We start from the raw sequence: 24,415 nt of genomic DNA on the forward strand, positions 1-24,415 counted from the left end.
TTAGGAGTGAATGATCTGTGAAGTATTTTTTGGGAGTGGATGCAGGGGGCAGCAAGACCTACGCAATGATTGCAGATGAACAGGGGAAGCTTCTCGGCGTAGGCAAGGGCGGGAACGGGAATCATCAACTGGACCGTGAGCAGGCAGAGAACAGCTTACAGCAGGCTGTATCGGAAGCCATTAAGGCCTCTGGACTGACCAGGGATCAGCTGGATTACTCCTGGTTCGGCTTGGCGGGAGCGGACAGAGAGGCCGATTTTAGAATTTTACGGCCCATCATCGGCCGCCTCGGCCTTCCCCGGACGGAGATTTCCTGCGATACCTGGAATGCCTTGCGTTCAGGGACAGAGAAGAATTACGGGATCGTGCTGATTTGCGGATCAGGCGTGAACTGCAGCGGCAAAAATCCGGCGGGTGCTACCTATCAATGCGGCGGCTTTGGCTACCGGTTCGGGGATTTCGGCGGCGGCTATGACTTAAGTATGGAGGTTTTCCGCAGCGTCCTCAGGGCGGATGACGGAAGAGAACAGAAGACGGTCTTAAGCGAACGCTTAACTCAGTTGCTGGGCTATTCCAATGTCCCGCATCTACGAGAGGATTACCTCGATCATTTCAGAGACCTGCCTCCCCAAATTGCGGAGCTGCTGTTTCAGGCGGCAGAGGAAGGGGACCCGGTGGCCACCGGGCTGCTGGTCAAGCAAGGGGATGAGCTGGGTCTGGCGGCTGCCTCGGCTATCCGCCGGTTGGCCATGGAGGAGGAGTCCTTCGACATCGTGCTTGCAGGCAGCCTGCTGACCAAGGGAGACCGTGCGGGCATTATCCGCCGGGCCATTGAGCGAAGAGTGAAGCAGGCGGCCCCGGACGGCACATTAAGGATTTTAACCCGGGAGCCGGTTGTAGGATCGGTCGTTCTGGCGATGGAAAGCAGCGGGTTGCATGTGAATCAGGAGGTTCTTGATCATCTATCACAGGGTAAGGAGGAGCAATTATCATGGGGGAAACATTGAAGCTGGTTGTTATCGGAGCGGGGTCATCGTATACGCCTGAATTAATTGAAGGGATCATCCTGCACCACCAGGAGCTTCCTGTCCGCGAAATATGGCTGGTGGATATTGAAGAAGGAAGAGAGAAGTTACATACGATTACGGAACTGAGCAAGCGGATGATTGCCGAGTCCGGACTGCCGATTACCGTTGCAGAGACGCTTGACCGCCGGGAGGCCATTGCCGGAGCGGACTTCGTCTGCACGCAGATCCGGGTAGGGATGCTTGAAGCACGCAAATGGGACGAATTGATTCCGCTTGAGTACGGTGTCATCGGTCAAGAGACGACCGGTCCCGGAGGAATGATGAAGGGCCTGCGGACCATCCCGGTTATTCTGGACATTTGCAGGGATATCGAGGAGCTGGCCCCGGATGCCTGGCTGCTGAATTTTACGAATCCGGCCGGGATGGTGACTGAAGCTGTTCACAAATATTCATCGGTTAGAAGCGTGGGCCTGTGCAACTCGCCGATCGGATTTCAGAAGTGGCTCTCCGAATTCTTCGGGCTTCCCATGCAGAAGATCTATGCGGAGTTTGTCGGCATCAACCATCTGCACTGGGTATCCGATGTCGTGATTGACGGGAAGAGCAAGCTGCAGGAGCTTATTGATTACCCCGAGAGCTATAAGGCAAGCAATGTGCCGTTTGATTCCTGGGACTACCGGTTTCTGAACGGTCTGAAAGCTATCCCTTCCTATTATCTGAGCTATTACTATATGACGGACGCGATGCTGGCGGAACAGAAGGAAGCAGCGGCAACGGCCGGATCACGCGCTGAAGTTGTGAAGAAGGTGGAGGAGGAGCTATTCGAGCTGTACCGGAACGTAGAGCTGAAGGAGAAGCCGAAGCAGCTGGAACAGCGCGGCGGAGCCTATTACTCGGAGGCGGCAGTGCTGCTGATGCGCTCTATCCATAATGATTCCCGCGATATCCAGACGCTGAATGTAAGAAATAACGGGATTATTGATTTCCTGCCGGACGATGCCTCGATTGAGGTGAACTGTATGGTCACCAAGCAGGGGCCGCTGCCGATTCCGCTGCGCAAGGTGCCCCAGTCTGTCAGAGGCCTGCTGGCTGCGGTCAAGCAATACGAGAGTCTTACGATCGAGGCGGCTGTGCACGGAGACCGGGATGTGGCCTTGCAGGCGATGGTTCATCATCCGCTCATGCCTTCGGTCACCGTAGCTGAACAGCTGCTGGATGAAATGCTGGAGAAGAACAAACCGTTTTTGCCGTTATTTCAATAGAATCGTCCAGAGGAGGTCAAGCGGATGAATACGGCCGGGAAACCGAGCAGGTGGAAGAAATTTAACAGTCAATTGGATTTGCAGTCTATGGTTTGGCCGGGAATTATCTTTGTATTCATTTTCAGTTACATTCCGATGTATGGCGTGGTTATGGCGTTCCAGCAATACGATATTTTCGGCGGCATGATGAATAGCCCCTGGGTGGGATGGATGCAATTCAGAATGTTCTTCGAGGCGCCGGAGTTCTGGAATGTGATGCGTAACACCCTTGTAATTAGCCTGTTAAAATTGATTATCTCTTTTCCTGCCCCGATACTGCTTGCGCTGATGCTGAATGAAGTCGGGCATATGGGCTTCAAGCGCGTGATCCAGACCGTCAGCTACTTACCTTATTTCCTGTCCTGGGTTATTGTATCCGGTTTCGTATTTTCGCTGTTATCCGTTGATAACGGAACGGTGAACTATCTGCTGGAGCGGTTCAATCTGGTCCAGGAGCCGGTTAACTTCCTTGCGGTACCCAAATACTTCTGGTCTATTCTGGTAAGTGTAAATGTGTGGAAGGAAGTCGGATTCGGAAGTATTGTCTATCTGGCTGCGATTGCCGGCATTGATCCGACCCTGTATGAGGCTGCATCCATAGACGGAGCAAGCCGGTTCAAGCAAATTCACCTGATTACACTCCCCAGCATTACCCCCATTATCGTCATCTTTATGATTCTTGCCATCGGCGGTCTGCTCAGTGCGGGCTTCGAGGATATTCTGCTGCTTGCAACCAATCCAATCCTCAGGCCTTACTCCGATGTGATCGACACCTATGTGTACCGCGTCGGGATATTAAATGCCAGATTCTCTTATGCGACAGCGGTAGGGCTGTTCAAAGCGGTAATTAGTGTCATTCTGCTGGTGACAGCCAACAAAATCGCCCGCCGGGCAGATGTAAGTCTCTGGTAGATACCACAACAATGCTCCATAAACCTTTTAGGAGGGCCGAACAATGAGACTAAGCCTGGGCGATAAAGTGATGCAGCGGAGTATTTATATCCTATTGGCACTGCTGGCGCTACTCATGCTGTACCCGTTTTGGAATGCGCTCGTCATTTCTTTTAATCTGGGGAGCGATACGGCGCTCGGCGGTGTAACCCTGTGGCCGAGAGCATTTACCCTGGAGAATTATTATATTGTGTTTCAGGATGACCGCCTGCTGAATTCTTTTTTGATCACCATTCTTAGAACGCTCAGCGGCACAGCATTATCCGTTTTTTTCACAGCTTTGTTAGCCTATGGTATGTCCAAAAAGTCTCTGGTTTTCCGCAAACAATATATGGTGTTCTTCATGATTACGATGTTCTTCAGCGGCGGCCTTATCCCCAGTTATTTACTGATTCGTTCATTGGGGATGCTGGATACCTTCTGGGTTTTGATTATTCCCGGCATCATCAGCGTCTGGAACATGATTGTCATCCGCACCTTCTTCAATGCTCTGCCTGAGGGACTGGAGGAATCCGCCAAAATCGACGGCTGCAGCAACTACGGTATTTTCTTCCGGATCGTGATTCCCGTCTCCGGCCCGGTGCTGGCTACGATAGCCTTATTCACCGCAGTCAGTTACTGGAACGACTGGTTTACGGGAGCGATCTACATTACCGAGGATCGTCTGCTGCCTATACAGACGCTGCTGCGGCAGGTAATGAACTCCAACATCATGACCCAGATTGGTTCCTCGAATGCAATTGCGCTCGATCATATGAACCGGAATCGGACGATTACCACGAAGTCACTGACTATGGCTACGATGATGATCGCTACTATTCCGATTATCCTGACCTACCCTTTTCTCCAGAAGTACTTTGTGAAGGGCGTAATGGTCGGTTCATTGAAAGAATAGCAGTCCCCATCTTACGTAGAAAGAAGGAAAAAGAATGCGCAAACGCCTGAAATGGGTAGCTCTGTTGCTGACTTCGCTAGTGCTTCTGCTTGCTGCCTGCAGTGGAGGGGGGAATTCTGACAATTCACAGAACAATCTGAATACCGGGGCCGCTACAGATGACGGCAGCGGGATCAAGCCTGTCACCTTCAGCTTCTATGGCAACTACGACTGGCTCACGACATCACCATGGGGGGAGAACGAGGCGACGAAGTGGATTCAGGAGAACCGCAAGGTTACGGTTGAACCGATCCAATCCGGAGGAGCGGCCGGAGAAAAGCTCAACACGATGATCGTCGGCGGCGATTTGCCGGATGTTATTTTTACGGACCGGGGATCTTCGGTAGAACGGCTGGTGCAGGCCGGGCAGCTCGTTGCACTGGATGATTACTATGAGAAATATCCGAACTTCAAGAAATATGTGAAGGAATCGACACTGAATCTGCTCCGTTCCGATGACGGGAAAATCTATCAAATCCCGAACTGGTATACCTCCGGGCAATTCGGCAACGGCGGATGGATGGTGAATAAGGATATCTATAACGCACTCGGCCGGCCGGCGCTGGAGACCTTTGATGACCTGTATCAATATTTGCACACGGTGCAAGCAAAGTATCCTGACGTAGTTCCTCTGGAGGTGGGGGAGAAGGGCGCAGGTCTGGAAATTATGTATGGCGGTTTCAAGGAGAATTCCACCAGCAAGTTCGTTACACTCATGGGTTATCCGGATGGCGATAAGCTGAACTCTATCCTGGATGATCCCGCTTACGAGGAGATGGTGCTGTACATCAACAAGCTGTACCGTGAACGGCTGATTACGCAGGATGCGCTGCAGCAAACCCAGGATGCGGTCAAGGAGAAGGTCAATACCGGCCGGGTAGCAGTCATGGTCGAATCCAATATTACTACGTATGGAGCCGAGGGACACCGGGCATTGACAGCAAGCAATCCGGACAGCGGTTATGAGATTATCTGGCCGGTCCACAAAGCCGGAGTTGATAAGAATAAAGTATTTGTAAGCGGCTTTGAGACGCTGGGCTGGAACGTCAGTGTCATTACCAAACAAGCCAAGGACCCGGAGGCGATCTTCGCTTATTTTGACTGGATTACGGGTCCGGAGGGACAGAAGGTGCTGTTCTTCGGCCCTAAGGGCTTGTACTGGGATGAAGAGGATGCGGATGGAGCGCCGATTCCGAACGAGAAATACAAGACGACGCCTGCTAACGAGCGCACGGATACGATGCGGAAATTCGAGGACTTTAACTGGGCCGGGAATACGACTTTCATTGATACGGCCAAAATGAGTCTCGAGGCGCTGCTCTCCGCGAACCAGAAATCATGGGAGACCGTGGCCCAGTCCACAGTGACCTGGAAAACCGCGCTGGACATTACACAATTCGTAAATACCGATCCGCTTCCGGATACGGAGACCGGCATTATCGCCCAGAATGTCGCGGATATCTATACCCTTGCTTATGCTCAGATGGTTCAGGCCAAGTCGGATGAAGAGGTGCTTGCGGCACTGGATACCGCCAGAAAGAATACCGCAAAAGCCGGGCTGGATAAGCTGCTAGAGTTCAGAACCGAAAAATGGCAGGAGAATGTAAAGAAAATTAACGCTACGAAATAATTCTTGATATATAGGAAGCACTGAGTTCAATAAGACTATGATATGGAGGCGATATTATGGCATTTGGATTGAGATCGAGGTTCATGGCAGCATTAGGCATCGTGTTGGTTTCTTCGGCAGCGGGGGGTTCCCTTCCACTTCCGGCTCAGGCCGAGGAGCAGAGCAATCCCCCATTTGAGACGGAAGTGATTGTACGGACCGTGAACCAGTTCAAGAACATGACGGATGTCCAGAATTTCATTGCGCTGTCCACCAGCTACGGGGTCGATGTCATCAGCATGAATGTAAAGCAGGATGAAGATGATGAGGTTCCGTCCGGCAGTGTATTTTATCAGAGTGATATCGCTCCCATTGCCCAAGGCTACCAGAATTTCGATGCCCTGCAGGCTGTCATCACGGCAGCCCATGCCGCAGGCATCAAGGTTCATGCCTGGATTCCCCAGTTCCATGACCAGCAGGCCTTCCTCGCTCATGATGAATGGCAGATGCAGTCACTGGTGAACGGGGTTCAGACTCCGTTTACGGGCTCTAACGGTAACGAATATTTCGTTAATCCGATTCACCATGAAGTGCAGCAGTATGAGCGTTCTATTATTCAGGAAGTAATCGAGAATTATGATGTGGACGGCGTTGTGCTGGACTGGATCCGCTTCGACAATTACAACATGGATGTCAGTGATTACACGGTTGCGAAGTATCAGGCGGAGTTCGGGTATTCGCCGCTCAGCATTGACTTCGATACGGATTCGCCGCAGCGCCAGCAGTGGAATGAATGGAGAACCGAACAAATCGGACAGTATGTAGGCGATATCCGTGAGGACATTTCCGAATCCGCGAATCCGGATGTGCAGCTTGGTGTGTTTATTCTGCCTCCGGAATTTACAGAGGTTGGACAGAATGTAGCCAAGTTCAAGGACGAGATCGACTTTGTCGCACCGATGGCGTACTTCGATGACTGGGAATTCAACAGTGATTGGGTATACAGCACCTCCTACGGTATCTTGAAGGATACCAGCGACCGGATCAGCGGCAGTGATGTGGACATTGTAGCCACGCTGGATAATGACTGGACCGATGATCAATATCAGGAGGTCTACAAGGGAATCCGCGAGAATTATCCGGGCGTGAAGCGCCTGTCGTTCTTTGCCTACGGGGCCTGGCCGGAAGCGGAGCTGGCGAACATCCATGAACGTGAGACCTGGCCGACGCCAGGCTGGACGGCTCCGGTAGAGCAAGATTATCCGGCCCAGCTGCCTGCAGTATGGAAGGCGCGGAATATCGGCTCCATGCCGGGGAACGCCACCTACAATGCTTCCAATAAGCAATTTACACTCAGCAGCAGTTCTACGGATATTTGGGGCAATGGGGATCAGCTGAATTATATCTATCAGCCCGTGAGCGGCAATGCGGAGATCGTGGTTAAGGTGCAGTCCACCAGCTGGCTGGACGGCTGGGCCAAGGCCGGCATTATGATCCGGGAGTCGCTGAGCCATACTTCCAAGCACGCGGATATGATGCTTACCCCCTCGAATGGGGCCACCTTCCAGTATCGTACAGAAACCGCAGGCAGTATGGCTGACCATACTGCGGCTGCTTCGGCTCCGAAATGGCTGAAGCTGACGAGAACCGGAAATACGTTCAAAGGGTCGATTTCGGCAAACGGGAGCAGCTGGCAGACGGTCGGAACCATTCAGATCCCGATGAAACACAAAGTATATATCGGGATTGCCCTCAGCAATCCCGGGAATGACTCGCGGAACAAGGCTGTGTTCGGAAACGTGAAGGTTACGGATTAAGCCTAATAGCCGGGAAATAGAGTTAACTTGCTATGAAGGCTAAAGGGGGCGTGAGTATGACTATGACTATGCCGTTACGAGAACGGCAGTATTACTTCCGGGACTACTACGATCAGGGTGAGGAGCTGGTGCTGGAAGGGCAGCAGCTGAGAATCGGGCTGACTTCAAAATTTTCCTTGATCCAGAAGTGGGAGTGGCCGCTTGCCGCCGAAGGCCCGATTGTGATCCTTGAGCCGCCTGGAGAAAATGAGGAAACACCCGACCCTGGCAATATCAAGCTGGAGCTGGAATACGAGGGATCGCTTAAGGCGGATGGCTATCTGCTGGATATCCGTAAGGACGGCACAGTTACGATAGCTGCCTCCAATAAGAGGGGACTACGGTATGGAATGGATGCTCTGCACCGGCTGCTGAGCGTAGATGAAGGCAAGTGCCGGTTGCCTGTGGCGACTATTCATGATGAGCCCTCTTTTCCAGTCCGCGGCATTATTGAAGGCTTCTATGGCACGCCGTGGAGCTGGGAGGACCGGATGGATGCGGTGCGCTATCTGGCAGCTCACCGGATGAATACCTTCATGCACGCTCCCAAGGATGATCCCTATCACCGCGAGCTATGGCGTGAGCCTTATCCTGAGAATCTGTTCGAGCAGATTCGTGAGCTGAAGCAGGAATGTGATACGCAGCTGGTGGACTTCTATTATTGCATTAGTCCGGGGAACGATCTGCAGTTTCGCAGTGAAGATGATTTTGCCAGTCTGGAGGCGAAGCTGAGCGCGATGATCGCTATTGGTGTCCGGCATTTCTCCCTGCTGATGGACGACATCGACTACGCCTTGTCCGGGGAGAACCTTCATTACCTGGAACGGTCCGGAGTGGCGCATGCCTATGTGGCTAACCGTGTCTATGACTATCTAAGCCGTCAATTGCAGAAGGTTACTCTGGTAATGTGCCCTTCTGAGTATTGGTCCTCCTGGGATACCGAATATAAGCGGGATATCCGCGAGAAGCTGCATTCGGACATCAAGGTATTCTGGACCGGCTCTGCCGTCTTTGCCCGGCAGGTCGGGAGCAGACAGGCACAGGAGAATTACAGCCATTACGGACATGAGCTGTGGCTGTGGGACAACATCCCTGTCAATGATGCCGACTATGACCGGCTGTTTCTGGACCCGGTTCGCGGGCGTTATTCCCGGCTTGACCAGACCGGACATCAGGCCGTGGTAGCGAATCCGATGGTGCAGTGGGAATGCTCCAAGATTACACTGAACACCATGGCCGACTATATGTGGAACAGTGAGCGTTATATGCCGGAGCTGTCCTGGGAGCTGTCGGTCCGGGAATTCGCCGGAGAACTGGCAGACGACATGATGTTCTTCTGTAGCCAGAATCTGAACAGCCAGCTCTATAGCGGAGGATATGAGGAACTGAAAGAGGCTGTGCACAGCAGAGATATCCGCTGGCTTGACGCGTATTTCGACCGCCTGGAGAGCGTCTCCTGCCGGCTGCTTGAAATGGAGAATTCCAAGTTCCAGACGGAAGCAGGCCCCTGGCTGCACAGAGCCCTGGCGGATGTAGAGCTGTGGAGAGCCTTGCGGCAGAAGATTGCCGGAACGGCTGAACCCGGGGCAGGCGAAGAATTGCGCAGGCGGGCCGAAGCCTGTCAGGCCTTCGAGGTCCGGCTGGGGAGTGATCCCGCCTGGAGAGCAGCCGAGGCCTGGGGACTTGCTGTCCGGGAGGGCAAGAACGGCTACCGGCTGACTCTGGAAGCTGAGAAGGTAATCTTAGCAGCACAACACTGTACAGCTGACGTATAGGCCGTTCGCAACAGGTATTCCTAACTGAATAGGCTTGGAGAGCTGAGAATTTAGCTGCCGTGCTTCAGAGGTGATGTGTTTAAGCCTTCCTTTACCCTTTCGGGTGAGGGGAGGTTTTTTGTTGTTTGCCAACTCTCAATTTGATTTCAAACTATGATAAAATGAATTCATTAGAACCACTTTTTTATCGATGGCTACCCGGGAGGTGTGAAAGAATGAAATGGCAGCAAGTAAGAGAATTGTTTCCTGACCAATTTGTTTTGCTTTCCATTCTTGACTATCGTGAGGAAGATGATAAGAAAATTATAACGGAAGTAGCTCCTGTTCGTGCAGTATCTGAGAAGAACGCCAACCAGGAATTTTTCAGCGCCGAACCTGGCAATCTTGTCTATCACACTGCCAATGAGGAGTGCGTTATTCATCTGCGCAGAGACCCATTGATGAGAGTGAGGCGGCGGTCATGAAGATAGCTTATGATGGACAACTCCTGACAATAGATATTTCCGTATACTACCAAGGGAGAACACTGCAAATTAAAGATATTATTATTGATACGGGTTCCTCGCATACTGTGTTTAGTCCTGATGTACTCGAAGAGATAGGTGTAACTTATGAAAACGGAGACCCTGTTTATGAAGCATATGGTGTTGGGGGAACGGTACCTTTTTACACTAAAGTGATGGATCGAATTGAAATTGATGCATTTATAATTAAAGATGTGGAGATTGATGTGGGAATACTTCCGAAGTCTCACAAAGGATTGCTTGGACTAGACATCTTGCAGACTTATGGTTTTATCGTAGATATGCAAAAGATGGAGTTGCGTTCGCACTGATAATATAGCTGCCAAGATATAGTAGTGATGCGAAATTTGTACATAGGGAGGCCGAGAATGAAAGATCCGAAGATGTTAGAGAAGAAAGAACAGCTGCTGCAACTGGTGCGGGGGTTCTGCCAGGAATATCTGGATGAGGATTATGAACAGCTGTGCTGCAAAATGGTAGAGAAGCTTGGACGAAAACGGACAGTTCCCTTTATGAGCGGAAAGCTGGAAATCTGGGCAGCAGGCATTATTCACGCCATTGGCACGATTAACTTTTTATTTGATAAAAGCTTTGAGCCTTACGTCTCTGTGCATAACATCTGTGAATATTACGGTGCTGCTCAAAGTACCACCTCACAGAAATCCAAGTTACTACGCGATATGTTCAAAATGGGGCATTTTGGAGGCGAGTTTGCCACACAGGTCTCTGAGCAAAATAATCCGTTCAACAAACTTTTCTCAGTAAATGGAATCATCGTTTCGGATGATTATTTTGAAAAATAAACAGGAATAGACCAAGTGACTGCCGTCCGGGTAAGGAGGCATCATTTGGTCTATTTTTCAAGCCTGGACAGTCATCGCTTCGATAAAGATTAGGTAAGAGCAACAAAGACAATTGCCGAAATCTGCAGACCATTGAAATGGAGGGACAGGTGTGACTCGGAATATAAAAAAACTGGACTTGGTAACCAGCCTGATAGACCGTTTCACTTTTTACGATTTTAAGTTCATTACGGATTTCAGATATTGGATTGAAATAGATACAGTGAATTTGTTTGATGAACATAACATTCCCATGCTTCGGATAGACTTTATTTTAATTCGTACGGGAGCACCAACCTACAAGGTCACCCTTCAATTCACCAATGTAGGCAACCTTCAGCTAGCTTCTGGAGGAGCGGCAGTTCAATTGAGTTTGTTTCAGATTTTAGATATTTCCGATAGAGGCTGGGACTCGTATAGATTTCATGTGGGAGATTTTGAAGAGGAGGGCCGATTTAAATTTTACTGTAATGAAGTTGAAGTCATTGCTATAGAAGAAATTGACCTGTATCTTGTTTGACATATCGCAAATAATCCACGGCACTTTGATTAATATCATCATCACTCGCCTGGAAGGAAGCGCCGAACACGGCGAAGTACGGCAGGGCGGTTGCGCCGACATGGATGGCACTGGCCTGGAACGGGGCGATGATCTCATCTACTGTAAAAGAAACGGACCCTGCCGGCAGGTAGTTTTCCTTTTTATCACCGATGGTCATAGCTATGCCCAGCTTTTTCCCGTTCAGCTTGTTCCCGTTTGAGCCGTAAGCCCAGCCGTGAGTGAATACATCGTCCAGCCATTTTTTTAATAAAGGCGGGTAGCTGTACCAGTATAAGGGGAATTGGAAAATAATCAGGTCGTGCGCCTCCAATAAACGCTGCTCCCGCGGAACATCGATGCTCCAGTCCGGGTACTCTTTGTAAAGCTCGTGGACAATAACGTCCTCCGGATGCAGCAGCAGCTCTTGTCTCCATCTCCGGTTCACTCTTGAAGCCTCTATATCGGGGTGTGCCAAAATTATCAGGGTTGTCATTATGGATCACCTTTCCGGTGTATAATTTGTGTTGTGCAGCTGTTTCTATTATTTTGTAAGTTCCTGAAAATGTAAATACACACAATGAAGTAACCAGGTTACCTCCAGGTGTGCATTGGCCTTCTGCGGGATCTGTGGCATGATAGAAATCATGAGATGCGATAAGCTAAAGTTAATTCGGTGTGAATGAGGTGGCAGGTATGAAGCAATATCGTTTAGGCATAGAAGCAACGCTTGAAATTCTCGGCGGCAAATGGAAATCGTTGATCATATGTAATTTAATGTCGGGCGAGAAAAGGACAAGCGAATTGCAGCGCAATATCCCAGGTATCTCGCAAAAGGTCCTGATCCAGCAGCTTCGCGAACTTGAGAAGGACGGAATGATCGGCAGACAGGTCTATCAGCAGATGCCGCCCAAAGTGGAATATTATATAACGGAATATGGAATTACAGCCAATGAAATCATCGATGTCATGTGTTCATGGGGCAGGGCCAATATCAGAATGAGACAGCAGCAGGGTGAGGCTATAGTGCTTTTAGAGAATGCTGCGCCGGAATCAGCGTCTTACGAATAGCTAGGGTGATCCATCCCCATATTTTTGACGGCTCCAATGGAGTTCCATGTGATTGACAATGGTTTGATATCAAACTATAATCCTTGTATGGAAACTAGAGACGTTATTTCACTGATCTCCAGGATCAGAGAGAAGGTTAACCGGTTCATTATCCAAGAGATGGTGAAGCAGGGAGTAGACGGGATCGGCACTTCGCATGGGGATATTATCTATGCGCTGCTTCATAAACACAGACTGACTATGGCAGAGCTCTCCACCAAAATTCATAAGGACAAATCTACAGTTACGGCACTTGTGGATAAGCTGGTGCGGCTTGGGCTGGTCATGAAGGAGAGGGATCAGGAGGACACCCGGTACGTATATGTTACTCTAACCGGGAAGGGGAAGGAGCTGGAGCCGGTATTTGAATCGGTCTCTTCTGCCATGCTGAAGCAGTTCTACCGCGATATCACGGAAGAAGAGCAGAAGACTTTGCTGACGATTTTAATGAAAATCAATCATAATTTCTAAAAAATTTGTATGATAGTTTGATGTCAAACTAATTATGGAAAGGACATTACAATGAGAGACTACACTGATGAGTTACTGCTGCATACAGAGAGATATGTCGGTGAGCATGATCTGTATCTGGAGATTTACAAGGGAGAAGAGTCTTTGGAAAACCAAGAACAGGAAGATAAGGTACCCCTGCTGTTTGTACACGGTGCGTATACCGGAAGCTGGATGTGGAGCAAGTACCTTCCCCATTTCATCCGTGAAGGCTGGATGTGTTATGTGATGAATCTGAGAAGTCATTACCGGAGCAGGGTACTGGATATGACACAGATTACCTTTGAAGATTATCTGGAGGATATCCATGAGATAGTGCAGTTGATTCAGACTGAATGCGGAGCTGCTCCTGTCCTGATCGGGTTCAGTATGGGCGGGATCCTCAGCCAGAAGGTGGCGGAGACAGCCGGGCTGGCCGGGCTTGTGCTGATGGATTCAAGTCTATGCAGGGAGGTTCATGAGGAGGTGCCGTATACAGATATCGTCAGAACGGTACCAGGTAATGTAGTGCCCGCTCCGGTCCGCGAAGAGGAGACCAGCCTGGATGAGACGGCAGAAGACATAGCGTTTCAGCGCAAATACCTGACGATGGAGTCCGCCAAGGCGTTTCGAACTTTTTCTTATCATTTCGGAGCAGCAGGGGTATCTGTAGACAGCGGGTCCATTACTTGCCCTTGTCTGGCGATCCATGCGGTTAACAGTGATGAGGATGAGCGCCGGGGCAGAGCCAATGCAGCGTATTTCCGCGCAGCCTATGCAGGTCTTTGGAGCACCACCCATACCGGCCTGCTCGTAGGACAGCGCTATCTGGAAGCAGCACAGACGATCCTGCGGTGGTTGGCGAGATAATGAATCTAGTGCAACAAATAAAAGGCCGCTAGAACCGGGATGCTCCCGTTCCTTAGCGGCCTTAACCTGATAGGTGAAGGGTGTTCTATATATACATCTAACTGGAGATTAGTGAAATTTGACGGTCTTGATGCGCGATTCCTGCTCATAAGTAAGCGGGCTTGGTGTTGGCGGTGTGTGCAGATGGCGGTGTGCGCTGTATTCCATTCTCCGGTAATCTTCTTCTCCGGAAGCCATCCCCGGCTGCCACATTCCGGTTACCCAATTCTTCAGTTCCTTAATTCCTGCCAGCATTGCATTCATCCTCCTTGGCGATGAAATACGGTAATAAACCTCTGGGACATCTATCCTGGTTACGCTTTCATTATAGCATAGATAATTAATAAATCAATGTGATGTCCGCCTGTAAAAGACAAATAAATAAGGAATAATGTCGTGATTACTGGGTTTGTGTTTGTATAAGAGAGCAATGTCCTTGAAGGATGGACTGTATGGAGGCAACAAAAAAGCGGCAGCCGGGAGGGCGGTCGCTTCGGGGCAGGGTGTTATGCAGAAGCAGCTAAACGTTTCAATTCAGCTTCCTGATCTATAGAACGCCGGGCCAGTATATCCAGTGTTGCGTCATGTCCGCGCAGGCTCCGGTCAATCCGCTCCAGAGAATCCCGGCCAGCAACGACTTCAGCGTTGACTTCAGACACCGCTTGTTGAATAAGCGGAATTAGCTTCGTATCTTCCTTGATGCTCTCAATGTCGGCCTTGATGATCACCAGCTCGGCAGCAATTTCAGACTTGAATGTAGCGAATTCTGACTGAAGATTGTTAAGATCGGACTTGATTCCTGCAATTTCAGACTTGATTCCAGTGATTTCAGACTTCATTCCTGCGATTTCGGACTTCATTCCAGTGATTTCAGATTTGATTCCTGCAATTTCAAATTTCATTCCGTTAATTTCGGACTTTACTCCTTGCAGCTCGGCAAGAATCTGCTGGAGAATTACATCGCTCATAGGGCACAGCTCCTTAGATAGGGTTGGAATAGGACTGCTGCTTGAAGAGGGGATACCTGCGGAATAGGTACAGGTTATTATAGCATATTTGCGTCATTATTGGGTGCTGCTGTCAAAAGAATTCCATGAACATATTGGACATTAGAAGACTGATACTTAAATTTATAAATATACAAAATAGGACAATGGGTGTACTATGTATGTGAATAAATTCGCATGAAGCGTAACCGATAAGAGATGGGGGAATTAGGATTCATGAAGACAAGAAACTGGAAACACCTTATGAAGCTAGTTGTGCTGACTGCTGCTGTCAGTGTAGTAGCTGCCGGATGCGGTAGCGCAAAACAGGCAGGAAATGCCAAAGATACTAATACTGGAGCTGCTGTAGCTGCACCTGCTGAGGCTGTTACGATATCACTGGGACTGCTGCCATCCATCGATGCGATTCCTTTTATTATTGCCCATGAGCAGGGATTTGATCAGAAGCATCATGTGAACCTGGATATCCAGACCTTCAAGAGCGCGAAGGATCGTGATGTGGCTTTTCAGGCGGGTAAGGTAGATGGCCTCAGTGCGGATCTGGTGGCGATCTCGATCTATAATGAAGCAGGACTCGATGTCAAAATCACCAGTACGACCACAGGTGAATTCGACCTGCTGACCGGAAATGATGAAGTGAAAGAGGTAAAGGATCTGAAGGGGAAGACCGTCATCCTGTCCAAAAATACCTCAACCCAGTACACCGTCGCCATGATGCTGAAGCAGGCCGGCCTGACGGAAGCCGATATTACCGTAACGGAAGTGCCGCAGATTCCAACGCGTCTGGAGCTGCTTAAGAATCATAAGGCGGATGCGGCTGTTTTGCCGGAGCCTTTTGTAACCATGGGCCGTACTGCCGGTCTGCGCGTTCTCAGCTCCACCCACAGTGCGGGAATCAATCCGTTTGTGCTGGCTTTTCCGCAGAGTGCCATCGATTCCAAGGGTCAGGGAATCCGCGATATGTACGCCGCCTATGATGAGGCTGTTGATTATATGAAGACGCATGACCAATCGGAATATATCGACCTGATTATTAAGGAAGTGGGCTATCCCGATACGCTGAAGAATGAGATTAAGGTGCCGGAGTATCTGCCTGCGAACCAGGTGGATGTGAAGGAAGTGGAGGCTGCTTTTGCCTGGGCCCGTGAAAAAGGACTGTTGACCAAAACGCTATCGGCTGAAGATGTGATCTCCGATGTCCAGTTTAAAAAATAGCGGTCTCCGCATTCATCAGCTGCATGTAGCTTATCAGAACGGGCAGCTGGCCCTGGGTGAAATGAACCTGACCCTGCCGGAGCACGGGATTTATACGGTGATCGGTCCCTCGGGCAGCGGAAAATCCACGCTGCTGCGGGCGATTGCCGGATTGCTGCCCGGTTACAAAGGGGAACTGCTCTTCAATGGCAGATCTGTCCATGAAAAGGAGACGCTGATCGGGCTGGTGCCGCAGAATTATGGCCTGCTGCCCTGGAAGACGGTCCGTGACAACATCCGGATTGCGATGCGGATCGCCCGTCCGGGCGGGGAAGGCCACAATCGGCGGGAGCAGGACCGTCAAATTATGCATTGGCTTGAATCCATGGGAATTGCGCAGCTCGCCGGACGGTTTCCGCTCTCGCTGAGCGGCGGTCAGCAGCAGCGGGTGGCCATTGCCCGCGCCTTTGCCATTCTGCCGACCCTTCTGCTGCTGGATGAGCCGTTCTCGGCGCTGGATGCCATTACACGGGAAGGGCTGCAGCAGATTTTTATCGACAACTGGCAGGCGCATCCGGCGACCACGCTGTTCGTCACCCACGATGTGGAGGAGGCGATTCTTCTGGGACAGAAGATTATCATCCTGCTGCCCAGGCAGCAGGAGCCGCCGGAGATTCTCGATAACGCTGCTGTATTTGCAATGAAGCATTCCGAGAAGCGGGAGAGCGAGGAGTACTTTATGCAGTCCAAGAGAATCCGAAAGGTAATGATGGAGAAATGGTAAAACGACGGCGTTTTGTTCACCTGCTGCGCCTGCTGCTCGTTTTTGCCGGAATGAATGCGCTCTGGTATATCGCTTATCTGCTCATGAATCACGCGATTCTGCCCAGCCCCGGCGCGGTTTATAAGGCAATGTTTCAGCTGGGGGCCCATGATGTGGCGCTGAATATCGGCTACAGTCTGATGCGGATCACTGAAGGTGTGCTGCTGGCTCTGCTGCTCGGTTTGCTGGCCGGTCTGCTGATGGGCCGCTCTCCTTTCTGGAACCGGGTACTGGACCCGGTCGTCTATCTGACCTATCCGATTCCCAAAATTGCGCTGCTGCCTGTGGTCATGCTCTTCTTCGGCCTGGGAGAAACCTCCAAGGTGCTGATGATTATGCTGATCCTGCTGTTTCAGGTCATTATCTCGGTACGTGATGGTGTGAAGGCCATCCCCGAGAGTACTTATGATGTGCTGACGAGTATTGGTGCCAGCACGATGCAGAAATTCTGGAATGTGACGCTTCCCGGCGCGTTGTCGGTGATCCTCAGTACGATTCGTATTTCGCTGGGCACAGCGATTTCAGTACTCTTTTTCACCGAAATCTACGGTACGGAGCATGGTATGGGCTTCTTTATCATGGATGCCTGGCTGCGGCTGGACTACCCTGAGATGTATGCCGGAATTATGCTGTTCAGTCTGGTGGGATTCGTGCTGTTCCTGCTGGTGGATGTGCTGGATTACAGATTCATGAAGTGGCGGAGATAGCCGCAGAGTATAACCATTCAACACAATAAAGCCCGCTTCCCCAAATGGAGGAAACGGGCTTTTTGGTATGTTTAAAGCATAACAGAAGCGCTTAAGATCTTTCCCGGATTATTTACCGAGCTGCTTATCAACTTCCTTGACCGGGTTCTCGCCGACATTCTCTTCGGTCTTGACACTGCTCATGAACCAGCCTGTAGCTGCAATGATGATCAGAACTACATAGAAGGTCAGTTTCCACCAGGTGCTGTGTGCGAAGTCTTCGGACAATACACCCAGAGCAGGGTGGGCCAGTGTGATGACTGCGAGCTTAACCCCTACCCAGCCGACGATGAAGAAGGCAGCAACCTCAAGACCCGGACGGGTGTGAAGCAGCTTAACGAAGAAGGAAGCAGCGAACCGCATAATAACGAGACCAATGAAGCCGCCCGCAAAGATTACAAGGAACTGTCCGCCGTCGAGGCCGCCGATGTTGCGGATACCACTTGCCGGAAGAGCAACGGCCAGGGCTACGGCTGCAAGGATGGAGTCTACAGCAAAGGCAATATCTGCTACTTCGACCTTAAGTACGGTGAACCAGAAGCTGGCTTTCTTCTTATTTACAGCTCCAGGGCTTCCGCTTTCAGCGGCGTCTTCCGTGACCGGCTTAGCGAATAACACTTTTCGGAAGATGTGATTCCCCGCGATAAATAACAGATAAAGCGCACCGATGGCTTGTACCTGCCAGATGTCTACCAGATAGGAGATGACGAACAGTGATCCGAACCGGAACACAAACGCTCCGGCCAATCCGTAGAACAATGCCTTCTTACGTTCCTCATCAGGAAGATGCTTAACCATAATCGCGAGTACAAGTGCGTTGTCTGCGGCAAGCAGCCCTTCCAGTGCTACGAGAACGAGCAATACCCATCCGTATTCTAATAATAATCCCCAATCCATTGCTGTTTCCTCCTCAAGTGGGTTTAGCTGCTTTTTGCGAAACTAACGGTGATACCATTAGTTTAACCAAAAATATATATAAAAAAGACCTTTACCAAACAGATTAGCCTTTGGAATAAAGGTAACCTGGTTGGTAAAGGTCTCGCTAACAATAATCTATTGCCGATAAAACCGGAGAATATCCTCATATTCTCGTATTGACGATTTTATCTAACAGCTACTCCCCTTTACGGGATTATATGAAATTTTATAGTATTCGTTTCTGGCTAAACGTATCATATCCGAGTTAAGAGACATTGTCAATGTTTTTGTGAGAACACATATCATTAGAAAGTGACAGGCCTGAAAACGGAAACATGATAAGTATGAGTTATATAAGTTGACATATGATATGGCGAAACTGCAAACAAAAGGAAATAAAGGACGAAATGAACGTCTGACTAATTGACGATCCCCCGTAATGAAAATATGATGAGACTAATTAAAGCGGCCAAGTTAAGTAAATGTTAACTAAAATAACATTAACCAAAACAAAGGCTATTTGAACCATAAAACTTTTAGCTTTTAGGAGGTGGGAAATGATGCAGCCGTCATGTCTATCAAGTGAAGCGGAGGAGGAAATTAGCCGCCACCCTTGCTACAGCGAGGAGGCTCACCGGTTTTATGCCCGGATGCACATCCCGGTTGCTCCCGCCTGTAACATCCAGTGCAATTACTGTAACCGCAAGTTCGACTGTGTAAATGAGAGCAGGCCGGGCGTGGTTAGTGAGGTGCTTACTCCGGAGCAGGCGGAACGCAAGGTACGGGGAGTTGCGGCCCAACTGATGCAGCTCTCGGTAGTGGGTGTAGCCGGACCGGGAGATCCGCTGGCGAACCCGGAGCAGACCTTCGATACCTTCGCCCGGGTCAGGAAACATGTGCCTGATGTCTCCCTCTGTCTCAGCACTAACGGACTTACGCTGTACCGGCATGTGGATGAGATTATGGAGCTGGGCATCCGTCATGTCACGATCACCATCAACGCGATCGACCCTGATGTCGGCCAGGCGATTTATCCGTGGGTGTTCGATGAAGGGGTCCGGTACGAAGGCAGAGAGGCAGCCGGGCTGCTGATCAGCCGTCAATTACTGGGACTTGAAATGCTGGCCAAGCTGGGGATTCTGGTGAAAGTGAATTCCATTATGATTCCGGGGGTTAACGATCATCATCTGACTGCCGTGTCAGCGCGGGTAAAAGAGCTCGGGGCTACACTGCACAATGTAACACCGCTTATTATCGCACCGGGCAGCCAGTATGAAGCGGATGGCCGCAAGGCGCCCCGTCCGAAGGAATTGCTTAATTTGCAGGAGCAGCTGGGCCGCGGGGGGATGAAGGTTATGCGTCACTGCCGGCAATGCCGGGCCGATGCGATCGGGCTGCTGGGCCAGGACCGCAATCCCGATTTTCCGCTGGAAGCGATGGAGGCCGAGCCGGTCATTAATGAAGAAGCCCGGGCGATGTTCCAGAGTGAGCTGGATACCAAGATCCGCGAGCGTGTCTCAGCCAAACAGGCCAGACGCATTCAGGCCGGAGGGCCGAAGACACGGGTTGCGGTTGCCACCAGAGGCGGCGACAAGGTGAATCAGCATTTCGGTCATGCCACTGAGTTCCTGGTCTACGATACCGACGGAACGGATGTACTGCTCCTGGGTGTCCGCAAGATCCAGGCCTACTGCCATGGGAAGGCCGATTGTAACGGTGACAAAGCAGCTACGCTGCAAGAAATTATATCGATTCTAAGTGACTGCCGCATTCTTCTCTGCTCCGGCATCGGCGAGGCCCCAAGGGCCAGCCTGAACAAAATCGGTGTCCTGCCTCTTGTCCGCAAAGGCGGCATTCAGGAAGCCATTCTCGAAAGTGTGAAGTACAGCTCTTATTTTGAAAATATAAACATTTCGAAGGGATGATGAACAATGAGACAAATAGCTTTCTACGGTAAAGGCGGTATCGGCAAATCGACAACTTCACAAAACACCCTGGCTCAGCTGGCCACCAAATTTGAACAAAGAGTCATGATCGTAGGCTGTGACCCGAAGGCGGATTCCACCCGTCTGATCCTGAATACCAAAGCCCAGAACTCCGTGCTGGAGCTGGCGGCTGAGCTTGGCTCCGTAGAGGATCTGGAGCTTGAGGATGTGCTGCAGACAGGATTCGGCGACATTATCAACGTAGAGTGCGGCGGGCCGGAACCGGGGGTAGGCTGCGCAGGGCGCGGGATTATCACTGCGATTAACTTCCTGGAGCAGGAGGGCGCCTATCAGGATCTGGATTTCGTCTCCTATGACGTACTGGGTGACGTGGTATGCGGCGGATTCGCCATGCCGATCCGTGAGGGCAAGGCCCAGGAGATCTATATCGTCTGCTCCGGCGAGATGATGGCGATGTACGCAGCCAACAATATCGCCCGCGGTATCCTGAAATATGCGACCAGCGGCGGCGTAAGACTCGGCGGCCTGATCTGTAACAGCCGGAATACAGACCGTGAGGATGAGCTGATCATGGAGCTGGCCCGCCGCCTGAACACGCAGATGATTCACTTTGTTCCCCGCGACAACATCGTTCAGCATGCCGAGCTGCGCAGAATGACCGTAGCCCAATATAATCCTGAGCACCAGCAGGCGAAAGAATATGAAATACTGGCCGAGAAAATCCTCAATAACAAAATGCTGACGATCCCTACCCCGATCTCGATGGAAGAGCTGGAAGAGCTGCTGATGGAATTCGGCATCATTGAAGATGAAGAAGCTGCGATCAAGAAGCTGCAGGCTTCCGGGCAATAAGCTCTGAGGCGAAGAGAAAAAGGAGGGTCAAACCATGGGACTGAGTATTGAAGAGAATCAGAAGCTGGTTGAGGAGATTCTGGAAGCCTATCCCAAAAAGGCGCGGAAGGACCGCGAGAAGCATTTTCAGGTGGCGGATGAAAAGGCTATTGATTGCAGCACCTGTGCGGTGAAGTCCAATATCAAATCCCGTCCGGGTGTCATGACCCCGCGCGGCTGCGCCTATGCCGGCTCCAAAGGGGTGGTCTGGGGTCCGATCAAGGATATGGTCCATATCAGTCACGGTCCGGTCGGCTGCGGACAGTATAGCTGGGGCTCACGCCGTAACTTTGCGAATGGGACGCTTGGCATCGATAACTTTACGGCGATGCAGATTACCAGTGATTTTCAGGAGACGGATATTGTGTTCGGCGGGGATAAGAAGCTGGCCGTCATTATGCGCGAGATTACCGAGATGTTCCCGCTGGCTAAGGGGATCTCTGTCCAGTCGGAATGTCCGGTCGGGCTGATCGGCGATGATATCGAAGCGGTGTCGAAGAAGATGTCCAAGGAGCTGGAAATGCCGATTGTTCCGGTACGCTGCGAGGGCTTCCGCGGGGTCAGCCAGTCGCTGGGCCATCATATTGCGAACGATGCGATCCGTGACTTCGTGATGGGCCGTGCCGAGCTGGCGGAGACCGGCCCCTACGATGTGAATATCATAGGTGACTATAATATTGGCGGCGACGCCTGGGCCTCCCGCATCCTGCTGGAAGAGATGGGCCTGCGCGTTATTGCCCAGTGGTCCGGCGACGGCTCTCTAAATGAGCTTGAGGTGGCCCACAAGGCGAAGCTGAACCTGATCCACTGCCACCGTTCCATGAACTATATGGTGGATCATATGGAGAAGGCCTATGGCATCCCTTGGCTGGAATACAATTTCTTCGGACCTACGAAGACGTATGAGAGCCTGCGGGCGATTGCAGCGCTTTTCGATGACACGATTCAGGAGAACTGCGAGCAGATGATCGCCAGATACAAGCCGATTATGGATGCGGTGATCCGCAAATACAGACCGCGCCTGGAGAATAAGACCGTCATGCTGATGATCGGGGGCCTGCGTTCCCGCCACACCATCGGAGCTTATGAAGATCTGGGGATGGATATCGTAGCCTCCGGCTATGAATTCGCCCACAAGGATGACTATGAGAAGATGCTCCCGATGCTTGCCGAGGGAACCATTGTCATGGATGATCCTACAGCTTATGAGCTGGAAGAGCTCACGAAGAAGATGAACATTGATCTGGTGGGCTCAGGCGTGAAGGAGAAATATGTCTATCACAAAATGGGTGTGCCGTTCCGCCAGATGCATTCATGGGATTACAGTGGCCCGTATCACGGCTTTGACGGCTTTAAGGTGTTCGCTAAGGATATGGATATGACCGTGAACAGCCCGGTATGGGATCTGGTGGGCAGACAAGGCACAAGGAAGCCGGAGGAGGCGGGCGTATGAGCAGGGATAAACTGAATATTAAAGATAATACCAGCTTGTTCAAGGAAGAGCGTTATGTGCAGCAGCGGAAGAACAAGAAGCAGTTCGAAGCGCCCTGCAGCGAGCAGGAGACCGCCGAAGCACTCGCTTACTCCAAGTCCGCCGAATATATGGAGAAGAATTTCAGCCGCCAGAATGTGGTGATCAATCCGCATAAAGCGTGCCAGCCGCTGGGTTCAGTCATGGCCGCACTCGGATTCGAGAAGACGCTGCCGTTCGTACACGGGTCGCAGGGCTGCAACGCCTACTTCCGCAGCCATCTCAGCCGCCACTTCAAGGAGCCTACGCCGTCCGTATCCACGTCCATGACAGAGGATGCAGCTGTATTCGGCGGGATGAATAACCTGATTGACGGTCTGGAGAACAGTGTCGCCTTGTACAAACCGGAGATGGTTGCAATCTGTACCACCTGTATGGCTGAGGTCATCGGGGATGACCTGAACTCTTTTATCGGCAATGCCCGCATTAAAGGGGTGATCAGTGAGGAATATCCGGTGGCCTACTGCAACACGCCAAGCTTCGTCGGCTCACATATCACTGGCTACGATGCCATGATCAAGGGGATCCTGAGCTACCTCTACACCCGTTCGGGTACCAGAGGCAAGCCCGGAAGCGGCGCGGAGAGCGTAGAGAAGCTGAATGTGATGCTGGGCTTTGAGCCGTACACCGGCAACTTTGCAGAGCTGCGTAAGATTCTGGGAGCCTTCGATACCAAGTACACCATACTTGGAGACCACAGCGGGAACTACGATTCACCGGCAACCGGTGAGTATGAATACTACTACGGCGGCACCAAGCTTGCGGATGTTCCGCAGGCAGCCAATGCGCTTGCAACCCTGTCCCTGCAAAAGTATACGCTGAAGAAGACCCAGGAATATATCAGCGGCACCTGGAACCAGCAGCTGGCAGCGTTATCCACACCGCTGGGCATTAAGGGCACAGATACGCTGCTGGCTACGATCAGCGAGCTGACCGGCCTCCCGGTTCCAGCAATGCTCACGGAAGAACGCGGCCGTATCGTGGATGCGCTGATGGACAGTCACCCTTACCTGCATGGCAAGCGGGTAGCGCTGGTAGGCGACCCGGATCTGCTTATTGGCCTGATCGGCTTCTGCCTGGAGACCGGGATGGAGCCGGTGCACATTATCTGCTCGAACGGTGATGTGGACTTCAATGAAGTGAAGTTCAAGGACGAAGCCGAAGCGCTGCTGGCGGCAAGCCCGTATGGCACCGAGGCTACTGTGCATGTCGGCAAAGACCTGTGGCATATGCGTTCGCTGCTGCTGAATGACAAGGTGGATCTGGCGATTGGCAGCTCCCATCTGAAATTTGCCGCCAAGGATGCGGAGGTACCGCTGGTGCGGGTCGGCTTCCCGATCTTCGACCGCCATCACATGCACCGTTATCCGATTATCGGGTATCAGGGAACACTCAATCTGCTCAGTCTGATCGTGAACACGATTCTGCAGCAGCTTGATGATCATAACTCCGGCTTTAATTTTGAGCTGGTGCGCTAACTGCGCGTAAGCCTG

25 protein-coding genes are annotated in these 24,415 nt (G+C 51.2%); 21 read left to right on the top strand and 4 right to left on the bottom strand.

Annotation, left to right across the window (positions count from 1 at the left end; genetic code table 11):
* Positions 1 to 17 precede the first annotated feature (17 nt).
* The 11 genes from MKY96_RS02680 (at position 18) to MKY96_RS02730 (ending at position 11,340) form a co-directional block, all read left to right on the top strand.
* Complete coding sequence (locus MKY96_RS02680) at positions 18 to 1,007, top strand: N-acetylglucosamine kinase (protein WP_340938436.1); 990 nt, start codon at positions 18 to 20, stop codon at positions 1,005 to 1,007.
* Positions 992 to 2,290 carry a 6-phospho-beta-glucosidase gene (locus MKY96_RS02685; RefSeq protein ID WP_339311401.1) on the top strand — a complete coding sequence of 433 codons (1,299 nt, stop codon included), beginning with the start codon at positions 992 to 994 and terminating at the stop codon, positions 2,288 to 2,290. Before MKY96_RS02680 ends, MKY96_RS02685 begins: the two co-directional genes overlap by 16 nt.
* 24 nt (positions 2,291 to 2,314) lie before the next feature.
* Entirely contained in the window at positions 2,315 to 3,241 is a 927-nt protein-coding gene (locus tag MKY96_RS02690; protein ID WP_076083030.1) for an ABC transporter permease, read from the top strand.
* A gap of 43 nt (positions 3,242 to 3,284) precedes the next feature.
* Entirely contained in the window at positions 3,285 to 4,175 is an 891-nt protein-coding gene (locus MKY96_RS02695; protein ID WP_340938439.1) for a carbohydrate ABC transporter permease, read from the top strand.
* A gap of 34 nt (positions 4,176 to 4,209) precedes the next feature.
* Positions 4,210 to 5,844, top strand: coding sequence for an extracellular solute-binding protein (locus MKY96_RS02700; RefSeq protein ID WP_340938441.1), 1,635 nt, complete (start codon positions 4,210 to 4,212; stop codon positions 5,842 to 5,844).
* A gap of 56 nt (positions 5,845 to 5,900) precedes the next feature.
* A complete protein-coding gene (locus MKY96_RS02705; protein ID WP_340938445.1) occupies positions 5,901 to 7,640 on the top strand; it encodes a family 10 glycosylhydrolase in 1,740 nt (579 codons plus the stop codon).
* A gap of 56 nt (positions 7,641 to 7,696) precedes the next feature.
* Positions 7,697 to 9,454, top strand: coding sequence for a protein O-GlcNAcase (locus MKY96_RS02710; RefSeq protein WP_340938446.1), 1,758 nt, complete (start codon positions 7,697 to 7,699; stop codon positions 9,452 to 9,454).
* A gap of 215 nt (positions 9,455 to 9,669) precedes the next feature.
* Positions 9,670 to 9,918: a hypothetical protein gene (locus MKY96_RS02715; protein WP_036723516.1), complete on the top strand. Its 249-nt coding sequence runs from the start codon at positions 9,670 to 9,672 to the stop codon at positions 9,916 to 9,918.
* On the top strand, positions 9,915 to 10,289 hold the full coding sequence (locus tag MKY96_RS02720; protein WP_340938449.1) for a retropepsin-like aspartic protease: 375 nt from the start codon (positions 9,915 to 9,917) through the stop codon (positions 10,287 to 10,289). The genes MKY96_RS02715 and MKY96_RS02720 overlap by 4 nt, the downstream gene beginning before the upstream one ends.
* 57 nt (positions 10,290 to 10,346) lie before the next feature.
* Entirely contained in the window at positions 10,347 to 10,781 is a 435-nt protein-coding gene (locus MKY96_RS02725) for a DUF6398 domain-containing protein (protein WP_340938451.1), read from the top strand.
* Positions 10,782 to 10,932: 151 nt separating this feature from the next.
* Entirely contained in the window at positions 10,933 to 11,340 is a 408-nt protein-coding gene (locus tag MKY96_RS02730; protein WP_340938453.1) for a hypothetical protein, read from the top strand.
* On the opposite strand, the gene MKY96_RS02735 is transcribed toward MKY96_RS02730, so the two are convergent.
* Positions 11,309 to 11,854, bottom strand: coding sequence for an NAD(P)H-dependent oxidoreductase (locus MKY96_RS02735; RefSeq protein WP_340938455.1), 546 nt, complete (start codon positions 11,852 to 11,854; stop codon positions 11,309 to 11,311). The two genes, MKY96_RS02730 and MKY96_RS02735, sit on opposite strands and share 32 nt — an antisense overlap.
* Before the next feature lie 200 nt (positions 11,855 to 12,054).
* Between MKY96_RS02735 and MKY96_RS02740 the strand changes: the two genes are divergently transcribed.
* The 3 genes from MKY96_RS02740 (at position 12,055) to MKY96_RS02750 (ending at position 13,827) form a co-directional block, all read left to right on the top strand.
* Entirely contained in the window at positions 12,055 to 12,429 is a 375-nt protein-coding gene (locus MKY96_RS02740) for a winged helix-turn-helix transcriptional regulator (RefSeq protein WP_340938457.1), read from the top strand.
* Positions 12,430 to 12,516: 87 nt separating this feature from the next.
* Complete coding sequence (locus MKY96_RS02745) at positions 12,517 to 12,939, top strand: MarR family winged helix-turn-helix transcriptional regulator (RefSeq protein ID WP_340938459.1); 423 nt, start codon at positions 12,517 to 12,519, stop codon at positions 12,937 to 12,939.
* 51 nt (positions 12,940 to 12,990) lie between these two features.
* On the top strand, positions 12,991 to 13,827 hold the full coding sequence (locus tag MKY96_RS02750) for an alpha/beta hydrolase family protein (RefSeq protein ID WP_340938461.1): 837 nt from the start codon (positions 12,991 to 12,993) through the stop codon (positions 13,825 to 13,827).
* Positions 13,828 to 13,935: 108 nt separating this feature from the next.
* Here the strand turns inward: MKY96_RS02750 and MKY96_RS02755 are convergent, their stop codons facing one another.
* Positions 13,936 to 14,121 (bottom strand): hypothetical protein, encoded by a 186-nt coding sequence (locus tag MKY96_RS02755; RefSeq protein ID WP_036723496.1) that lies wholly within the window; start codon positions 14,119 to 14,121, stop codon positions 13,936 to 13,938.
* 251 nt (positions 14,122 to 14,372) lie between these two features.
* On the bottom strand, positions 14,373 to 14,834 hold the full coding sequence (locus MKY96_RS02760; RefSeq protein WP_340938463.1) for a histidine kinase: 462 nt from the start codon (positions 14,832 to 14,834) through the stop codon (positions 14,373 to 14,375).
* A gap of 255 nt (positions 14,835 to 15,089) precedes the next feature.
* On the opposite strand from MKY96_RS02760, the gene MKY96_RS02765 reads away from it, so the two are divergent.
* Genes MKY96_RS02765 through MKY96_RS02775 form a run of 3 tightly spaced genes read left to right on the top strand, consistent with a single transcriptional unit; the run spans position 15,090 to position 17,597 of the window.
* Entirely contained in the window at positions 15,090 to 16,088 is a 999-nt protein-coding gene (locus MKY96_RS02765) for an ABC transporter substrate-binding protein (protein WP_340938466.1), read from the top strand.
* The gene (locus tag MKY96_RS02770; protein ID WP_340938468.1) at positions 16,069 to 16,851 is read left to right on the top strand and encodes an ABC transporter ATP-binding protein; all 783 of its coding nucleotides are present in this window, start codon (positions 16,069 to 16,071) and stop codon (positions 16,849 to 16,851) included. Before MKY96_RS02765 ends, MKY96_RS02770 begins: the two co-directional genes overlap by 20 nt.
* Positions 16,845 to 17,597 carry an ABC transporter permease gene (locus MKY96_RS02775; protein ID WP_340938470.1) on the top strand — a complete coding sequence of 251 codons (753 nt, stop codon included), beginning with the start codon at positions 16,845 to 16,847 and terminating at the stop codon, positions 17,595 to 17,597. The genes MKY96_RS02770 and MKY96_RS02775 overlap by 7 nt, the downstream gene beginning before the upstream one ends.
* A 108-nt stretch (positions 17,598 to 17,705) precedes the next feature.
* Here the strand turns inward: MKY96_RS02775 and MKY96_RS02780 are convergent, their stop codons facing one another.
* The gene (locus tag MKY96_RS02780; protein WP_076083072.1) at positions 17,706 to 18,533 is read right to left on the bottom strand and encodes a TerC family protein; all 828 of its coding nucleotides are present in this window, start codon (positions 18,531 to 18,533) and stop codon (positions 17,706 to 17,708) included.
* Positions 18,534 to 19,111: 578 nt separating this feature from the next.
* Here MKY96_RS02780 and nifB point away from each other — a divergent pair.
* The 4 genes from nifB to nifK are packed head-to-tail and all read left to right on the top strand — an operon-like array spanning position 19,112 to position 24,400.
* Positions 19,112 to 20,479: a nitrogenase cofactor biosynthesis protein NifB gene (gene nifB, locus MKY96_RS02785; RefSeq protein WP_340938471.1), complete on the top strand. Its 1,368-nt coding sequence runs from the start codon at positions 19,112 to 19,114 to the stop codon at positions 20,477 to 20,479.
* Positions 20,480 to 20,485: 6 nt separating this feature from the next.
* Positions 20,486 to 21,352 carry a nitrogenase iron protein gene (gene nifH, locus MKY96_RS02790; protein ID WP_036695744.1) on the top strand — a complete coding sequence of 289 codons (867 nt, stop codon included), beginning with the start codon at positions 20,486 to 20,488 and terminating at the stop codon, positions 21,350 to 21,352.
* A 34-nt stretch (positions 21,353 to 21,386) separates the two neighbouring features.
* Positions 21,387 to 22,844 carry a nitrogenase molybdenum-iron protein alpha chain gene (gene nifD, locus MKY96_RS02795; RefSeq protein WP_340938474.1) on the top strand — a complete coding sequence of 486 codons (1,458 nt, stop codon included), beginning with the start codon at positions 21,387 to 21,389 and terminating at the stop codon, positions 22,842 to 22,844.
* Positions 22,841 to 24,400, top strand: a complete 1,560-nt coding sequence (gene nifK, locus MKY96_RS02800) for a nitrogenase molybdenum-iron protein subunit beta (RefSeq protein WP_340938477.1) — start codon at positions 22,841 to 22,843, stop codon at positions 24,398 to 24,400. The genes nifD and nifK overlap by 4 nt, the downstream gene beginning before the upstream one ends.
* The last annotated feature ends 15 nt before the right edge of the window (positions 24,401 to 24,415 follow it).

Source organism: Paenibacillus sp. FSL R7-0302 (genome assembly GCF_038006885.1).
In the GTDB taxonomy this organism is placed as follows: domain Bacteria; phylum Bacillota; class Bacilli; order Paenibacillales; family Paenibacillaceae; genus Paenibacillus_AQ.

Bases quoted from the DNA above. Each gene is read 5' to 3' on its own strand.
- MKY96_RS02685 (WP_339311401.1), top strand. From the start codon at position 992: ATGGGGGAAACATTGAAGCTGGTTGTTATCGGAGCGGGGTCATCGTAT.
- MKY96_RS02690 (WP_076083030.1), top strand. From the start codon at position 2,315: ATGAATACGGCCGGGAAACCGAGCAGGTGGAAGAAATTTAACAGTCAA.
- MKY96_RS02695 (WP_340938439.1), top strand. From the start codon at position 3,285: ATGAGACTAAGCCTGGGCGATAAAGTGATGCAGCGGAGTATTTATATC.
- MKY96_RS02700 (WP_340938441.1), top strand. From the start codon at position 4,210: ATGCGCAAACGCCTGAAATGGGTAGCTCTGTTGCTGACTTCGCTAGTG.
- MKY96_RS02705 (WP_340938445.1), top strand. From the start codon at position 5,901: ATGGCATTTGGATTGAGATCGAGGTTCATGGCAGCATTAGGCATCGTG.
- MKY96_RS02710 (WP_340938446.1), top strand. From the start codon at position 7,697: ATGACTATGACTATGCCGTTACGAGAACGGCAGTATTACTTCCGGGAC.
- MKY96_RS02715 (WP_036723516.1), top strand. From the start codon at position 9,670: ATGAAATGGCAGCAAGTAAGAGAATTGTTTCCTGACCAATTTGTTTTG.
- MKY96_RS02720 (WP_340938449.1), top strand. From the start codon at position 9,915: ATGAAGATAGCTTATGATGGACAACTCCTGACAATAGATATTTCCGTA.
- MKY96_RS02725 (WP_340938451.1), top strand. From the start codon at position 10,347: ATGAAAGATCCGAAGATGTTAGAGAAGAAAGAACAGCTGCTGCAACTG.
- MKY96_RS02735 (WP_340938455.1), bottom strand. From the start codon at position 11,854: ATGACAACCCTGATAATTTTGGCACACCCCGATATAGAGGCTTCAAGA.
- MKY96_RS02740 (WP_340938457.1), top strand. From the start codon at position 12,055: ATGAAGCAATATCGTTTAGGCATAGAAGCAACGCTTGAAATTCTCGGC.
- MKY96_RS02745 (WP_340938459.1), top strand. From the start codon at position 12,517: ATGGAAACTAGAGACGTTATTTCACTGATCTCCAGGATCAGAGAGAAG.
- MKY96_RS02750 (WP_340938461.1), top strand. From the start codon at position 12,991: ATGAGAGACTACACTGATGAGTTACTGCTGCATACAGAGAGATATGTC.
- MKY96_RS02755 (WP_036723496.1), bottom strand. From the start codon at position 14,121: ATGCTGGCAGGAATTAAGGAACTGAAGAATTGGGTAACCGGAATGTGG.
- MKY96_RS02760 (WP_340938463.1), bottom strand. From the start codon at position 14,834: ATGAGCGATGTAATTCTCCAGCAGATTCTTGCCGAGCTGCAAGGAGTA.
- MKY96_RS02765 (WP_340938466.1), top strand. From the start codon at position 15,090: ATGAAGACAAGAAACTGGAAACACCTTATGAAGCTAGTTGTGCTGACT.
- MKY96_RS02770 (WP_340938468.1), top strand. From the start codon at position 16,069: ATGTCCAGTTTAAAAAATAGCGGTCTCCGCATTCATCAGCTGCATGTA.
- MKY96_RS02775 (WP_340938470.1), top strand. From the start codon at position 16,845: ATGGTAAAACGACGGCGTTTTGTTCACCTGCTGCGCCTGCTGCTCGTT.
- MKY96_RS02780 (WP_076083072.1), bottom strand. From the start codon at position 18,533: ATGGATTGGGGATTATTATTAGAATACGGATGGGTATTGCTCGTTCTC.
- nifB (WP_340938471.1), top strand. From the start codon at position 19,112: ATGATGCAGCCGTCATGTCTATCAAGTGAAGCGGAGGAGGAAATTAGC.
- nifH (WP_036695744.1), top strand. From the start codon at position 20,486: ATGAGACAAATAGCTTTCTACGGTAAAGGCGGTATCGGCAAATCGACA.
- nifD (WP_340938474.1), top strand. From the start codon at position 21,387: ATGGGACTGAGTATTGAAGAGAATCAGAAGCTGGTTGAGGAGATTCTG.
- nifK (WP_340938477.1), top strand. From the start codon at position 22,841: ATGAGCAGGGATAAACTGAATATTAAAGATAATACCAGCTTGTTCAAG.